At 51.3% G+C, this 15,520-nt stretch carries 11 protein-coding genes; 6 read left to right on the top strand and 5 right to left on the bottom strand.

Annotated features, from left to right (window positions below; genetic code table 11):
• Window positions 1-4 precede the first annotated feature (4 nt).
• Window positions 5-439 carry an ATP-binding protein gene (locus F4Z13_01500; protein ID MXZ47920.1) on the bottom strand — a complete coding sequence of 145 codons (435 nt, stop codon included), beginning with the start codon at window positions 437-439 and terminating at the stop codon, window positions 5-7.
• Window positions 439-1,596, bottom strand: coding sequence for a SpoIIE family protein phosphatase (locus F4Z13_01495; GenBank protein MXZ47919.1), 1,158 nt, complete (start codon window positions 1,594-1,596; stop codon window positions 439-441). The genes F4Z13_01500 and F4Z13_01495 overlap by 1 nt, the downstream gene beginning before the upstream one ends.
• Before the next feature lie 282 nt (window positions 1,597-1,878).
• Between F4Z13_01495 and F4Z13_01490 the strand changes: the two genes are divergently transcribed.
• The gene (locus tag F4Z13_01490; protein ID MXZ47918.1) at window positions 1,879-2,670 is read left to right on the top strand and encodes a hypothetical protein; all 792 of its coding nucleotides are present in this window, start codon (window positions 1,879-1,881) and stop codon (window positions 2,668-2,670) included.
• Between the two features lie 18 nt (window positions 2,671-2,688).
• On the opposite strand, the gene F4Z13_01485 is transcribed toward F4Z13_01490, so the two are convergent.
• A complete protein-coding gene (locus F4Z13_01485) occupies window positions 2,689-4,083 on the bottom strand; it encodes an NAD(P)-binding protein (GenBank protein MXZ47917.1) in 1,395 nt (464 codons plus the stop codon).
• A gap of 136 nt (window positions 4,084-4,219) precedes the next feature.
• Window positions 4,220-6,238, bottom strand: a complete 2,019-nt coding sequence (locus F4Z13_01480; GenBank protein MXZ47916.1) for a cytochrome P450 — start codon at window positions 6,236-6,238, stop codon at window positions 4,220-4,222.
• Window positions 6,239-6,544: 306 nt separating this feature from the next.
• Between F4Z13_01480 and F4Z13_01475 the strand changes: the two genes are divergently transcribed.
• Entirely contained in the window at window positions 6,545-7,684 is a 1,140-nt protein-coding gene (locus tag F4Z13_01475) for an ergosterol biosynthesis protein (protein ID MXZ47915.1), read from the top strand.
• Between the two features lie 85 nt (window positions 7,685-7,769).
• On the opposite strand, the gene F4Z13_01470 is transcribed toward F4Z13_01475, so the two are convergent.
• Window positions 7,770-8,771, bottom strand: coding sequence for a methyltransferase domain-containing protein (locus F4Z13_01470; GenBank protein MXZ47914.1), 1,002 nt, complete (start codon window positions 8,769-8,771; stop codon window positions 7,770-7,772).
• 249 nt (window positions 8,772-9,020) lie between these two features.
• Here F4Z13_01470 and F4Z13_01465 point away from each other — a divergent pair, with 249 nt between their 5' ends.
• The 4 genes from F4Z13_01465 to F4Z13_01450 all read left to right on the top strand — a co-directional run bounded on the left by F4Z13_01465 (window position 9,021) and on the right by F4Z13_01450 (window position 15,493).
• On the top strand, window positions 9,021-10,367 hold the full coding sequence (locus F4Z13_01465) for a hypothetical protein (protein MXZ47913.1): 1,347 nt from the start codon (window positions 9,021-9,023) through the stop codon (window positions 10,365-10,367).
• A gap of 386 nt (window positions 10,368-10,753) precedes the next feature.
• Window positions 10,754-11,575: an outer membrane lipoprotein-sorting protein gene (locus F4Z13_01460; GenBank protein ID MXZ47912.1), complete on the top strand. Its 822-nt coding sequence runs from the start codon at window positions 10,754-10,756 to the stop codon at window positions 11,573-11,575.
• Window positions 11,576-11,804: 229 nt separating this feature from the next.
• Window positions 11,805-14,171: an MMPL family transporter gene (locus tag F4Z13_01455; protein MXZ47911.1), complete on the top strand. Its 2,367-nt coding sequence runs from the start codon at window positions 11,805-11,807 to the stop codon at window positions 14,169-14,171.
• 173 nt (window positions 14,172-14,344) lie between these two features.
• The gene (locus F4Z13_01450; protein ID MXZ47910.1) at window positions 14,345-15,493 is read left to right on the top strand and encodes an acyl-CoA dehydrogenase; all 1,149 of its coding nucleotides are present in this window, start codon (window positions 14,345-14,347) and stop codon (window positions 15,491-15,493) included.
• Window positions 15,494-15,520 lie beyond the last annotated feature (27 nt).

Below are 15,520 nucleotides of genomic sequence, written 5' to 3'. Positions count from 1 at the left end.
TTTGCTAAATTTTCTTGATCATAGTCAGATGATTACGATCACTGTTGCGTTGATAGCGCAACTCCGTCATCAGTTGCTTTGCGAGCATTATTCCTGCTCCACCAATACGGCGGTCTTCAAGCGAACTTTCGACATCAAGCTCCGGCGCCTCTTCTAGCGGATTAAAGGGAACTCCGTCATCCAGCACCTCAACAGTTATGGTTTCGTCTTCTCTTGAGAATATAATTTCCACTTCATGTTCCTGATCATCATCATGCGCATAGCTGGCCACGTTAGTGAAGATCTCCTCCAAGGAGAGTTGTGTGGGAAACAACGATTCGGAGGGGAGACCCTGTTGTTCAAAAAATTCCTCCAGCGCTACTGCAATTGTCTGGATTTCTTCCGTCCGATTGGAAACGATCAACGTACGTGAAGCTTGCATCTTACCGTCTTTACCCATTATGTTGTCCGCAGAACTAGACAGGTTATATCGTCAGATTGGGGATTTTCACCAGCGAACTCTTTGACCGTCTCGAATACCTCATTCGTAACTTCCTCGGAGTTCTTGAAAGTGCCGCTTTGGAAAATTTCACAAAACCTGTCCATTTCGAATAATTCCTTATCTTTTTTTTCAGCTTCTACTACTCCGTCAGTGTAGAACACGATCATGGAACCCGACTCGATGGTGACTGTATTTTCCTCATATTTGAAATTCGGCATCACGCCTAGAGCAACTCCTCCCGTTGACTCCAACAGTTCAGTTGTCAGATTCGGTTTGACAATGACTGGCGGATTATGTCCGCCGTTTGCGTAGACGAATTCTTTCGTTCCAGGATCGTAAATGCCATATAACAGGGTTACGAATGTCATGGCATCGTTGTCCTCCGCCAACATCGTATTTACCTGTTCCAGCACGGCGGCTGGAGAGGTGGAAATTGCCGCGCAAGCCTTCAACAATGTACGACTGGCCATCATGAACATTGCCGCGGGCACTCCTTTGCCCGACACATCAGCTATTGCAACTCCAACCCGGCCATCACTAAATTCATAAACATCGAAAAAGTCGCCGCCTACGGAAAGAGCCGGAACCATGCTTGCGTACAGATCAAATGTTTCAGAAGTCGGAAAGGATTTCGGAAGAATGTCCTGCTGCATTGTCCTTGCCACATCAAGCTCGTTCTGGAGAGTTACGAGTTTGTCGCGCGCACTCAGTGCTTTACGCCACATAGCAAGGTTTTCAATCGTACGTTCAATTGTAGTCTTCAGGTCCGTGAAGTCTATCGGCTTGGTAACGAAGTCGAATGCCCCGCGGTTCATGGCAGTCCGTATATTCTCCATATCGCCGTATGCGGAGACCATTACGGCACGAATATCAGGGTCTACGTCCGGTATCTGTGCCAACAATGTCAACCCGTCCATAACGGGCATGTTGATATCAGACAGCACAATATCGAACCCGTCGTCGTTGCGTAGACGTTCGAGAGCCTCCACACCGTTGTGTGCAAATTCGAATTCGTAACGACCGCGGCGAACTTCACGCCGCATTCTCTGCAGCATAAGCTGTTCTAAATCTATTTCATCATCGACAACTAAAATTCGGATTTTGCCGTCGTCCATTCAGAACCTACCTTGCCATTTAGGGCCTAATTTAATTGCTAAATCGGTAATTATATACCTGATTACACTAAGTTATGTACAGGGAATCATATACTTGACTCGGCAAAATACCTGTGTCGAACACTAAGAAATCCACGGAAACCGCAGTTGTTTTATGGCAAACGCATTTAGGAATAACTTCCGCATACCAGATTTGAATATAACTCTTGTGGTTGGTACGCTACATAATGTGTACGAACGTTCGGTTTTCTGGCAGACCCCAATTACTCTGGAGCCGTTAAAATGAACAGTTGCAATAAACACTATCCGGTTAATACTGTATGCCTGTTTTTTTTCTGCTGCTTGGCTTTTGTATACGTCCTGCCGCCAATCGGTGTCGCCCACGCAAAAACCATTGACGAGGCAAAGGCGGCCTATACACAGGGGCGATTCGCCGAGGCAGCCCGGATCAGTGAAAGCCTCGGGACTTCACAGGGGTTCGCGCTCTCTGCAGAGTCGCTGTCAGTCCACGCCAACTACATTGCCAAAGAAGGCGAGAAGAAAGAGTTGCTTGAGCGCGCCGTAACGCTGGCAAGGAAGGCGGTTATCTCCAATCCCAATAATGCGGATGCCCATCTGCAGCTGGCGCGTGCTATCGGACGGCGTGCGGAGACTGTAGGCATATTCGAAGCAGCGGGAGAGGCGGAAAAAATACGCGAATCCACGGAAACCGCGCTTCGAATTAATCCCAAATTGGTGGCGGCACATCTCAGCCTGGGGCGGTGGCATTCGGAATTGGTTGGCGCAATGGGTTCGTTCATGGCCCGCACCGTCTACGGTGCGCGGAAAAAGGATGCCATTGCTTCCTTCGAAAGGGCTCTTGCCCTGGCTCCCAATGCAAAAGCTGTGTCTCTGCAGTACGCACTCGGCTTAATAGCGCTGGAAGATTTTAAATACCAGGAGAAGGCGCGGAATCTGCTGATGCGCTCCATCGGGTTACCGGCGAAGGACGCTTACGAACGGATACTGCACATCGAAGCGGTCGAGGCCCTCGATAACCTCAATGAATCCGACGATGACGATGACGACTACTGACGACTTGCCGGGGCTGTTTTACGCCTTTCTGAGGCGCCATCCGTACATCATACGTCCGTAGAAGTTAAACCACTTCCTCGCTTCGGAATCCTGAAACGGATAGTCTGCTCCAAGTTGTCTTGCCGTAACGAGGCCGGAAACAAAACATGTCTCTTGACTGTTGATCAGAGTATGAGCACCACAGTGCCAGGTTCTTTTCCTGCCCTGAACGAAACCAAACAGATTAACCAGAAAAGCTACGTGAAACACATCGTGTACGATATGCTGAAACCACCATTTCTTTACGATTTTTTCTTCGTTGATACGACTGATCGGGTTGTAGGTCACCAGGCATGGCTTGTCCGATTTATTTGCCCAGGGTTGTTGGTTGTGCATGATGTAGGTAATTTCATAGTTATCGGGTCTCACACCGTACTGTTCAATGTGGTTGCTCCGGGTTTCGAGGGGCTTGACAGCGTTGTCCGGGAGAACTGAGGCATCCGAATGGACAATCGTATGGTTGTGCAATTCGCTCTCGTAACGAATCGAAGAAAGAAGAAAACTCTCCAGTAAGGTCGGATTGTCCAGAATCATCAATGTCTGGTTCGCGTTGCACGCAAAGACCACATCGTCAAATGTCTCCGTGGTTCCATTTTCATCTTCAATGACCACACCGGATGCACGCCGATACACTTTCTTCACGGGCCTGTTCAGGTATATCTTGTCCCGAAATCCGGCTGACATTTCCTCGTATATGCGCCGTGTGCCCATCTCCCATGTTTGCATTGGTGTTGAGGTTTCTATATCAAAGAACTCCAGATACCGGGCAAACAGGGACGCGGGCATGTCGAACACGTTTGTTGCCATCAGAAAATTGACGAACATCGGCTTCAGAACCTTGTACCTGAAGTCTCCGGAGAACCTGCCCCAGTTAAGAACCGCACCCATGCTGATGTAGTTGAATGGATTGAGAGCATTGAGCAATCGGGATCTGGAGTGGTTAAGTCGACCGAACCATTTGAGACGCTTCAGGAGTTTCTGGAACTTGGCAATTTCCGGTTGCAGCTGGCTCCTGATGTCTGAGTCGAAATCGTGTGCATAGATTTCGCCACGGTACTTAACGCTGTAGTTGAATTTTGTGTCTAACAGATCAATGCCGTGCTGCTCCAGGAACAGCACCATATGGTGGTATGCCGATGGAATGCACGCGGTGACGGAAATATCGAACGGGATCGAGGTCCCATCTTCTTGAGGCATGTCAGCTGTTATGGCATTGCCGCCAAGCTGAGACTGGGCTTCAAAGATTCGGAACTCGAACAGATCAGGGTGTCGGTCCAGGGCCCAAGCCACCCCCAGCCCGGATACTCCACCACCGATAATTGCAACCTTTCTCATTTTTCCAGTGTCCTCCGTTTCATTCATAACCGATACCATGGCCTCTTAATGTGCTTGCCCATTATAGCACCCGGTCAGCCGGGTGTAAAACAAGGGTGAACAGACATTAGGAGGAAGCCCTAGAAAGCTGAAATTCGACCCCCGCTGCGTCAACGTATTCAGGGATTATGGCACATCAGGTGGGCAGTTCGTGCTTCTGCTCGGCGATATGAAATTTAAGCTTGTTGTCCGGCTTCATTGATGGAAACGCGGTGATTCCAAGTTTATAGTTTTCGGGGTGTACCCGAAGAGTAAAGTAATGCGATATGATCAGCAGGTTAACAGCCATATGAAGTGTCATCCATCGGGCGCCGAGGCACGTGTGCGGGCCCAGTCCGTATGGGGCGTATCCGGGGTTTCTATGCTCATTGCGGGGCGGCAGGTAGCGGTCGATGTCAAATGAAAAGGGATCCGGAAAGCAATCTTCCATATAGTGCGGGGCGGTTTGTGCAATGTTTATTCTGGCCCCCTGCGGTATTTCGTAGCCATCAATCGTGAACGTATTCACAACGCCACGCATGGACATTGGAACAATCGGGTACACACGAAGGCATTCATTGATGAAGCGATCGGTGATCTCCATATTGGCAGGAGTTAAGTCTTTGCCAGTTGGATCACCATTTGAAAACAGTGCGTCGGCCTCACTTCTAATTTTTTCGTAAAGCTCAGGGTGTGACGCCATGGCATAAAGGGCGAAGTTAAAGCCGTCACCCAGGTACATGCTGGCAAGCACCACTGCTGATAGAGCGAAACTCAGATTCGATTCGGGCATCAATAGCGGGTAGTTCGCATTGAGGCTTAGCAGATCATCTACAAAGTTTCGCGGACAACCGGCCCGTTGGGCCGCTGTATGGACATTTTGCACCCGCTCCATCAAAGTGCCTATTGCCTTGGCCTTGCGTTTCATTCCCGGTGTTTTCAACATGAATTTTGGCAGAATGTTTAAGAGATGGGTGCTGAGCGCCCGCTCCTTGTAGGCAATTATATCATCCATGATATCCTGCGTATCAATGTTCATCATTAAAGGTGACGTCTGAGCGTTAATCATTTTTCGGCACAGATCCCTTGCAGGATAGCTTTCGCCCACTTTCCAATCTGCCATAAATTCCCGAGCCTTGCTGTAGGCCAGATCCAGCTGCTCTTCCAGTCTCCCGCGGGAGTATGCTGGAGTCATGGTTTTCCGGTACCGGAAATGATCTGCGCCATCCAGGGCAGGTAATATGCCTACCGCCCCATACACTTTCTCAAATTCGCCAAAGAGGTTCTTGGATGTCAGGTACTTCCGTCCGTGTCGCCGTACCCAGTAGTTTACTTCTGGTCCGGAAATAAAAATATTTGGCTTTGAGAAAGGAAGGGAGACCTCAAAGACTGGACCGTACTGCTTTGTCAAATCTGCAAAAAGTGCTGGAAGGTTTCCAGTACGAGTATATGGGTTGAACATTATCCGATGAAGTGAGACGCGCGGGATTTTTTTGCCATGATGAGAAGCTGTAAGCAGCGGATTATTGATGTTTTCTGCGACCGCGTCCGCTATTGAACGGCCGATGAGGTCCATTCTGCAGATAAGCTCGATCCGTTCTTCCGTCTTTTTGTCGAGTTTAAACATGAGGGGAAAAATATCGCATGTTTCGATCAGGCAGATGATGATAATATCTCGCGGATGTGGAATGTCGTCTGAAAAGATGTCTTTGCCGATTCTGGTTCTGATGAACTGACTTAAACTTGCATCTTCATCGTCGCCGCTTGCATCCGCGTATAGTTTGCCAGCTGCCACTGTCCAGAAATCACCCTGGTGATGTTCCAGAATTCCCAGATTAAGCAGATTATCTAAAGTCAAATCAGTGATCGTTTCCGCATGGTGGATGAGCTTCTCAATCCAGAATTGGGCGTTGTGCTGAACTGGCTCATCGACGATTTCCTTAAGAATTAGGTCCAAGCTTGGGTTGCCCGTTTCCGTTGGGTCCAGAAGGAGAAGAGACTCGGCGTCCGTGTCGATACGGGAAAGCAGAGAGAGTTCCGCAAGTGCCGCACCGATAATAGCGCAGTTCATTTTGTGGGCGGCTATTTGGTAAAAGTAGCCACTCTCCTCATCGAGGAGCATCAGTATGAACTCGTCGAGCAAGCTCAGTGGCTGGCTCTCAATAGGATCATTCATCAGCCGGCGCCTCCTTCAATCTGTGGCGCGGTAATGATTACAGAGAAGTTGTAAAGCCTACAATCATAGTTCGTGATACTAACAACTGTATAGTCCAACTGGGATATAGTCAAATCTGGCATGTGTTGAACAAGAAATGCCGAAGACTTGAATTTGCGAAAAATTCCAAGCACTACCCTTCTATATAACATGATATATAATCTATATGCTACGAATATTATTAAAATTCCAGTGTTGTGCGTTACTGATCTTCTCTGTGTCCATATCCATAAGTGACCACGTTACTGAAGGAAGGAGGATTTGGTTATGATTGAATGGCTTGGTATTGGCCACCTTTTCGAGCTTTCCCGTACGGAAGCGATTGCGGGGTTTTTCACCCCGCTGGTGATTTTCGCCGTGTTTTTCCTGGCGCAGCTTATACTGCCCGGAAAGCGGGTTCCCGGCTACGTTATTAATCCGCAGACCGGTAAACCCCGTAATTACCGGCTAAACGGTATCGTGGTGTTTGCAGTTGCGCTGATCGTGTGGGCTTTCGAGCTCACCGGGATGCCGCGTGAGTGGTTCTACCGGTCCTCGATCTATGCCGTGGTCGGCGGAACAGTCTTCACCGCAATTTTTGCGATCATAGCGGTCTTCAGCCAGCCGGAAGGCAAGATAAAGAACCCGCTTCTGGCGCTTTGGGACGGGCGGGCGCAGGAGATATCGTTCTTTAACGAGCGCTTCGATATAAAGATGTATTTCTATGTCGTCGGTGGGACGATGCTGGCACTCAACGCCTTGTCCGGGGCTGCGTACAACTACGAAATCTTTGGCGAGAACTATAATCCGGGCGTTTTCCTGTATGCGGCATTCTACACATACTACATACTGGATTACTTTATCTTTGAGCGCGTCCAGCTATATACCTACGATCTGATACATGAGGGCATCGGCTTCAAAATGTTCTGGGGAGGCCTCGTGATCTACGGGTGGCTGTTCATCCTCCCGTTGTGGGGCATGGCCGCTTATCCGTCTCCCGGATTTTCGTCGGGATGGACATATTTCTGGCTAATCGGAACGACTGCGCTGTTCCTGTTCGGGTGGGGCATCTCGCGCGGCGCCAACATGCAGAAATATACATTTAAGCGATGGCCCGACCGCAAATTTCTCGGGATCTTCGAACCTGAGTACATCCAGGCTGGAGACCGCAAGATCCTGTGCAGTGGCTTCTGGGGTGCCGCTCGCCACTTCAACTACTTGGGCGAAGGTTTCCTTGGTCTTTCAATTGCCCTGGCATTCGGCTACTTTACCAATCCTTGGGCGTGGACCTACTTTGTCTTCGTCGTAACGTTTTTTACCTTTCGTCAACGTTTTGACGATGTGTATTGTGCCGAGAAATACGGTGCCGAAAAGTGGGCGGAATATCAGGCACGGGTCAAATACCGGATTCTTCCTGGCATTTATTGATAGAGTTCTCTTCGGAGTTCATTCGGGGTGATTACGGTCGCCGTCTGTACGTATCGTGCTCGAGTTGTACCGATTGCTCTACGGATCAGCCCGGTTTGCGAGCCTTGTGGTAGTACATGGGCGTAACAATTCCCAGACGTCCTGCGGCCACGAGGCTGTCGGCCACGACATTGATAATTTTCCGCGCCTCGGATGACCCCTTGGGTACGGCGCGCACGCCTTCCAGAACTGGCAGAACCGTCGAGGCGATTTTGCGGGCAAAGGCCGTTCTCAAGAAACTTCTCAGATTCAGGCTGCCCCCTTCCAGCGGTTGATACCACGGCGTCTTGGGGTCGGCGTCAAGAGCGCGGTCACGCGCCTCGATGAGTTCGAAACCGGCTGCCCGCAGGCTGTCGTCTACCTCCGTGAATGAAGCGATTTCAGGAAGAGCGGAGACGTACTCGTTTATTTCCTTGAGTTCCCGGTGCTTAGGATTTCCGCCGTCGTAAAGCGGGGTCGTGCACACGTCGTAGCCGACGAAAGTCGCGCCGGGCCGCAATACACGGAATATCTCAGCATAGGCCGCGGCTTTATCCGGCGCATGACACAAGGCCTCGATATGGTAAGCCGCGTCAAAGCTTCCGTCTTCCGCCGGTATATTCAGGAAATCGCCGTGCAGGACGCTGCAGAGATGGTCCAGTCCAGCCTCGCTGTTGTACACGGAGCACTTCCCGAGCTGATATTTGTTGATATTGAGGCCCACGATCGAAGCGCCGAACTTTCTTGCGATGGAGCGTTGGGGTCCGCCCACTCCGCACCCGACATCCAGCACCTTCATGCCCGGTCTCAATCCAATGGCTTCGCCCAGAAAATACTCATGGTTGACAATGGATTCCTCGAAAGACATCCCCGGCTCCATCACTGCGAAGTGAATCGACTGTCCCCATCCACGCTCGCAAAAGTCGGTAATGAGGTTATAAAACGCCGTTACCGTGTTGGCGTACTCTTCCTTGCTCATCCCCTGGCTTCTGCGGTACTTCGACAGCCTTTCCAAAATATCATCCGGCTGAGCTGCACTTGAAACTGGGTTATCGGAGTCATCTGCCATTTGTGTTTCCCTCTGTAGAATCTTCTATATGAAAGATTCCTTATCACCTTCTGATTCTTCTTCTGAATTTTGGGAGACTATCTTATCCAATCTCCGTCAATGGGTCAAAAACATTCTTTGGGTCACCGGCCCCGCTTTTTTCAGAACCTCAGCAAAACCAGATTTGAATATAATTCTGGTTCAAGGCTTGGAACGTGAAAATTTAGGTTACTATATTCTGAAATAAAATGTGGCTTATGCACTACCATCATGTTGTTTGAAAAGACCCAGCACCGGATTCTCAAAAATCCGTTCACCGCACCCGGTGAGAGCGGCAAGAGCGCTCCGGCTTCAATCGTCCCAGCGATTTTAGCGGTGGTGCTGGGGATGCTTGTTTCGGTGCTTCCGACCGTAGCGTACCCGGCCGGCTTAATCGACGAGGTTGATATCTCCGGGCGCCTCTCGACGGAGGCTTGGCTGTATCCCCAAGATGCTGCGTATCCTGACCAGCGTTCGTATGCGGGCGGCCTTGCGCTTGAGACAACGTTCTATGTTGAGAACGACGAAGGCACAAGCATAACGGTAACTCCCTTTTTGCGGTACGATGCCGGGGACCCGGACCGCACGTATGGTGATTTCCGTGAGGCCTATCTGCTGATGTACGGCGATATTGGCGACGGCGAATGGGAATTGCGTCTGGGCATCGATCGGGTGTTTTGGGGCGTCGTGGAATTGCGTTCCCTGGTGGATATTATCAATCAGACCGATGTTATTGAACACCCGAACGAAAAGATAAAGATGGGTCAGCCAATGGCTCATTTCACCTGGTCGGGTGACTGGGGAGCACTGGAATTGTTCGCGATGACATGGCACCGTGCGCGCATCTATCCGGGTTCGCGTGGTCGCCAGCGGTATGAGTTCATTGTAGATCAGGACATGATTTCATACGAATCCGGCGCGAAAAAGTGGCATATTGATCTTGCCAGCCGGTACAGCGGCTCATTAGGACCGCTCGAGATTGGTCTCAGCCTGTTCAACGGTACGAACCGAGAGCCCACCCTTTTGCCGATATTTCTCGACTCTGGACTGGTTCTGGCTCCGCATTACGAGAAGATTCGCCAATTCGGTGTGGATGCCCAGCTTACAAGGGGTTCCCTGCTGCTCAAGCTGGAAGGAATCTACCGCGCCGGCGCAAGGAACAGCAGGTACATTCAACACCTCAATACTTTAGAGGAAGAGGACTACATAGCTTTTATCCTGGGTAGCGAGTACACGCTCTATTCCATATTGGGTTCGAACTCTGACCTAGTCCTGTTTGCCGAATGGGCTTACGATGGGCGTGGCCGCTGGGCAACCAATGCATTCGAGAACGACGTGTTCATTGCCGCGCGTCTCGGATTGAACGATCCGCAGAGCACCGAATTTGTCCTCAGCGTTTTGGGCTCCCTAAACAAAAGCAGTCGCGTCGTCGCAGGCGAGTTCAAGCGCCGCCTTTCTTCGGACAACTGGTTGCTGCATATTGAGACCTCAGCTTTCCTGGATATCGACGAAGAGGACTTCATATACTATGTGCGGCGCGACAGCTACGTAAAGATCAATCTGGCCTACAGTTTCTGAGTCGGATCAGGGTCCGAACGCAACACGGTGTCTTGAGAAAGACAGGAATGGACTGAAGGCATTCTATGACTTCCCCGACAAACATTGAAGAAGCGCGGGGACAACGAATCCGATTGAGTCTGCCTTCGGGACGACAAGGCTCGGGATCGGGAAAGGCAAAAAATGCCTGAGTTCTCAGGGTTGCTGCACGTGATATTTAAGCTGGGGATGTGCGCGAAAAATAACTGGAGAAAACTAAGCGAATCTGATTAAGTAATAATCTGGAGTGAGATTCAAAAATGGAATCGAGGTGAAATCAGGAACCAGTGCCTCGCCTGGCCATGCCCCAATACACCAGATTTGACTATATCTCCGGTTTTGTTTATATCCATTAGCAGGAGGAACCAATGATTCGGTTTTCAATCCCACGCGTAATACTTGCGGTACTTGGGAGCTTTCTTGCAATTTGTTTCTGGCCAGCTGAGTCGTATTCAGATCTCCTTAGCGGTACCGCTGAGGAGGCAGGTCTCAGAATTGCGACCGAATCCCGGGAGCGCCAGAAGGGTTTCGGTAATTTTACCGCAAGCCTGACCATGACGCTACGTAACAAACAGGGGAAAGAAACCCAGCGCTCACTCCGCCTCAAGGTCATGGAAGCCCAGGAGGACGGCGATCGAACCTTGTTTGTATTTGACCACCCGCGGGATGTCAAAGGAACCGCCTTTCTCGTCCACGCCCACAAGACCGGCCCGGACAAACAGTGGCTCTATCTTCCCGCCCTTAAGCGGGTGAAAGGCATCAGCGCTTCGAAACAATCCGGCTCTTTCATGGGTAGCGAATTCTCCTACGAGGACATGGGAGCGGTTGAGGTCGGGAAATTTACTCACCGGTTCATCCGCGAAGAGCCCTGCGGTGATCTCAAGTGCCTGGTTCTGGAGCGTATCCCGAAAAGCCAGGATTCCGGGTACTCACGCCAGGTGGTTTGGCTCGACCGCGAGGAACTTCGAACAATTCAGGTCCACTACTTCGACCGCAGGGATGAGCACCTCAAGACGATGGTCGTGGAGGGCTATGCAAAATACCTTGATCGATTTTGGCGGAGCAGCACTGTAACGATGACAAACCTTCTGACGGGCAAGAGTACCGTGCTGCTATGGTCAGACTACAAGTTCGGGACCGACCTCGACGCCAAGGACTTTACCAAGACAGCGCTAAAGCGGATACGGTAGAGAATTTCTTGACTGCCCAGTCCGGTTTGCCGTCCGCCGGAGTGACTGCAGCTGAAATTGGGCGAGCACACTAGGCAACGAACGGAGAGTTTCCGTAAGTTGGATTCATCAGGCCCATAAAAAACGGTGGAACACCTATGTCGTCGACCATTCCTACATCCCATTACCCAGAAAGAGGGGACGTGACCCTTAGTCCTGGGCGCAAGTCAAATTCCCTGTTTTGGCAATAATGAAATTGCTGAGAGAGATAGAGTCGCAGCTGGGTAACTGGGCCATCATGCACCGGTGGCCGATCATAGTCGCCGCCATTGTCTTGACCGGGATTGCAACAAGCGGCACGTTGTTGCTTGAATTTTCGACCGACCACCGCGTCTACTTTTCCAAAAACAATCCTCAGCTTCTGGAGTACCAGGAGATGGAGGACATGTACGGCAAGAGCGACAACGTCTTTTTCGCCATCGTGCCGGAGGACCGGGACGCCACGTCGGCTCTCGCACTTAAAGCTACAGAGTGGCTCACCGAACGGGCTTGGCAGACCCCATTCGCAAGCCGTGTCGATTCCATTACCAACTTTCAGCATACCGAAGCCGACGGCGACGAGATATTGGTGCGTGAACTTGTGGACGAGAGTGCTTTCAGCAATGCTGAAGAACGGTCACGGATTCGCGAAATCGCCTTGGCGGAACCGGCTCTCGCGGGGCGCCTGCTGGCACGTGACGGCGGTGTTTCGGGAGTAAACGTCACATTGCAGTTGCCGGGCGAGGACCAGATGCGCGAAGGTGCGGAGGTTGCTGAGCACTCGCGGAAACTTGCGAATGAGTTTCGGGAGCGTTTCCCTGGCATTGATGTACGATTGGCTGGAATGGTGATTTTTAACCAGGCCTTTATGGATGTGTCGCTGGACGACCTTAGGACGCTTATCCCGGTGAGTTTCTTGGCAATGGCGTTCATGCTGCTGCTGCTGACGCGGGGATTTTCTGGAACGTTCGCAATAATGCTCGTCGTGACGATGTCGGTAATGACCGCTGTGGGCATCGGAGGCTGGGTAGGACTTCCAATGACATCACCTTCGGCGGTCTCCCCGGTCGTCGTGCTGACGGTGGCTATTGCCAACTGCGTCCACATTTATTCCGCCGTTGTCAACTACATGCATGATGCGGTGTCCGGCACGTCTGAGAATCGCGGCAGCAGGACTAGGCGGGATGCGATTGTCGAGTCGATCCGGGTGAACCTTCAGCCGGTCTTCCTGTCGAGCCTGACAACCACGCTCGGCTTTTTGAGCTTGAACTTCTCCGATTCGCCTCCCTTCCGCCATCTGGGTACCTTCGTTGCATTTGGGGTAGGTGCAGCGTTCGTACTCTCCGTAACTTTTCTGCCGGCGTTGCTCTCGCTGCTGCCGGTTCGGGTACGCGCATCCCTGCCTCGAGAGAATTCCCTGATAGTCATGTTCGGCAAGTTCGTGATACGCCGAAGCCGCCAGTTGCTCTGGGGTTCCGTGCTGATCGTGGTAGTGCTTGTGGCATCGATTTCCCAGAACGAGCTAAACGACGTCTTCCTCCACTACTTTGACGAGAGCATCGAATTCCGAAAAGACTCTGAATTCATCGTTAACAACCTCACCGGTTTATATGCTATGGAGTACTCGCTCCCATCGCACTCCCCGGGTGGGATCAGCGACCCGGCGTATCTCTCCGACGTCGAAGCGTTTGCCGAGTGGTACAAGGAGCAACCTGAAACGATACATGTAGGCGTCATCACCGATACCTTCCGACGGCTAAACAAGAGCATGAACGGAGACGATCCGGCCTATTACCGGCTGCCCGCAAACCGGGAGCTTGCCGCGCAGTATTTGCTTCTCTACGAGATCTCTCTACCCTATGGTTTTGATCTCAACAATCAGATCGACGTTAGCAAGTCAGCTACCCGGATGGTAGTGAGGACGCAGACGCTCTCATCAAACGAAGTGATCGCGCTTGATCAGCGCGCGCGGCAATGGCTCGCAGGCCACGCGCCGAATATCTCCGGTCAGGTGAGTGCCGGCACCACGTTGATGTTCGCCAATCTCGGCCGCCGAAATATCATCTCCATGCTAGTCGGAACCACACTTGCCCTCATTGGAATTTCCTTCATCCTCATCTTCGCACTGCGATCATGGCGACTCGGAATCACGAGCATGGTCCCAAACCTGACTCCGGGGGCATTGGGCTTCGGCATATGGGGTCTCACAGTCGGACAAGTGGGAGTATCCCTTTCGATGGTAACGGCCATGACGCTGGGTATCGTGGTCGACGATACTGTTCACTTCCTCAGCAGGTACCAGCGGACCCGACGCGAACTCGGTTCCACCTCTTCTGACGCGGTACTGACTGCCTTCCGAACCGTGGGTCAGGCACTGCTTACGACCTCGCTTGTGCTTGTGGCAGGCTTTATCGTGGTGAGTTTTTCCAATTTCGAACTCAATTCAGCGATGGGCAAGCTCACAGCGCTTGTAATCGCTTTAGCCCTAATAGCCGATTTCCTTCTCCTGCCGCCGCTTCTTATGAAGTTCGACTTGAATGGGCGTCCTGCCTTCTCTGGGAAGCGGTTATCAGGGTGAGAAGGATAGTTCACCAAAACGGCACCCGGGGGCTCACTGAACAGGATTGGCAAGTAACAAACCGCACTGGGCACCCTGACTGTACAAATTGAAAAACACACGTTTTTGCCTTTTAGAGAGGGGTGAATTAAAATTTCTGCATACCCAAATCCTAAAATAGGGAATCGCACACCATGCTCGCTTCGGCTCTTACGCAAGAGCAGCGTTTAATTAAAAATCTCGTCTCGGAGTTTGCCGAAAAGGAAATCAGGCCGGTTGCCTCCGAAATTGACAAAACCAGCACTTTCCCCTCGGAGATCGTGGAAAAACTGTTCGATCTTGGTTTTATGGGCCATTTCATTGAAGAGCGCTACGGAGGAAGCGGTCTTGACTACCTCTCATACGTAATCGCCATTGAGGAGATATCACGGGCGTGTGCTTCAACCGGGACGATAGTTATGGCTCATAATTCCCTTGCGTGCGCTCCGATTATTGATTTCGGCACCGAGGAGCAAAAAGAAGAATATCTGTCGCGGATGTGCCGGGGGGCCATAGGGTGCTTCGCTCTTAGCGAACCCGAGTCGGGTTCGGATGCGGCAGCCATAAAGACAAGCGCCGTGAAAAAAGGCGGGGTTTACATTCTTAACGGAACGAAAAGCTGGATTACGAACGGTCGCGAGGCGGAAGTCGCCGTGGTTTTCGCAAAGACCGATAAAAGGAAACGAAGCAGTGGGATCACGGCATTTATCATTGATCTTGATGCTCCCGGAATCTCTCTTGGAAAATCGGAAAGCAAGCTCGGAATAAAGGGGACGAGCACCTCGCAGATTGTCTTTGAGAACTGCGAGGTGCCGGCGAGCCGGGTTCTTGGCAAAGAGGAAGGAGGTTTTAAGGTCGCCATGAAAACTCTTGATGCGGGAAGAATAGGGGTCGCGGCCCAGGCCGTGGGGATAGCGCAAGCGGTTCTCGATTCCTCAACGCGGTATTCTCTGGAAAGGGGGGCTTTCGGCAAGAAGATCTCAGATTTTCAGGGGATACAGTTCATGCTTGCCGACATGGCGACTAGGATCGAGGCCTCGAGGTTGCTTACCTGCAAGGCGGCCTTGATGAAAGATCGCGGAGAAAAATACGCCAAGCACTCATCCATGGCTAAGCTCTACGCTTCTGAGACAGCGATGTGGGTGGCGACCAAGGGCATTCAGATACACGGAGGAAATGGATATACGACCGATTATCCGGTGGAACGGCATTTCCGCGACGCCAAGATAACGGAGATATATGAAGGAACCTCTGAGATACAGAGGATCGTTATCGCCAGGCAGGTTCTTTCCGAGTCGCTCTAAGCTGTTATAATTCAGGGTTCATAATCA

Source organism: Candidatus Dadabacteria bacterium (genome assembly GCA_009837205.1).
Lineage (GTDB): Bacteria > Desulfobacterota_D > UBA1144 > Nemesobacterales > Nemesobacteraceae > Nemesobacter.
Note: the sequence above shows the minus strand (reverse complement) of the source record. Positions and strands in the feature narration are given on the sequence as shown.

Coding starts and splice junctions, on each gene's coding strand:
- F4Z13_01500 (MXZ47920.1), bottom strand. CDS start 439: ATGGGTAAAGACGGTAAGATGCAAGCTTCACGTACGTTGATCGTTTCC.
- F4Z13_01495 (MXZ47919.1), bottom strand. CDS start 1,596: ATGGACGACGGCAAAATCCGAATTTTAGTTGTCGATGATGAAATAGAT.
- F4Z13_01490 (MXZ47918.1), top strand. CDS start 1,879: ATGAACAGTTGCAATAAACACTATCCGGTTAATACTGTATGCCTGTTT.
- F4Z13_01485 (MXZ47917.1), bottom strand. CDS start 4,083: ATGGTATCGGTTATGAATGAAACGGAGGACACTGGAAAAATGAGAAAG.
- F4Z13_01480 (MXZ47916.1), bottom strand. CDS start 6,238: ATGAATGATCCTATTGAGAGCCAGCCACTGAGCTTGCTCGACGAGTTC.
- F4Z13_01475 (MXZ47915.1), top strand. CDS start 6,545: ATGATTGAATGGCTTGGTATTGGCCACCTTTTCGAGCTTTCCCGTACG.
- F4Z13_01470 (MXZ47914.1), bottom strand. CDS start 8,771: ATGGCAGATGACTCCGATAACCCAGTTTCAAGTGCAGCTCAGCCGGAT.
- F4Z13_01465 (MXZ47913.1), top strand. CDS start 9,021: ATGTTGTTTGAAAAGACCCAGCACCGGATTCTCAAAAATCCGTTCACC.
- F4Z13_01460 (MXZ47912.1), top strand. CDS start 10,754: ATGATTCGGTTTTCAATCCCACGCGTAATACTTGCGGTACTTGGGAGC.
- F4Z13_01455 (MXZ47911.1), top strand. CDS start 11,805: ATGAAATTGCTGAGAGAGATAGAGTCGCAGCTGGGTAACTGGGCCATC.
- F4Z13_01450 (MXZ47910.1), top strand. CDS start 14,345: ATGCTCGCTTCGGCTCTTACGCAAGAGCAGCGTTTAATTAAAAATCTC.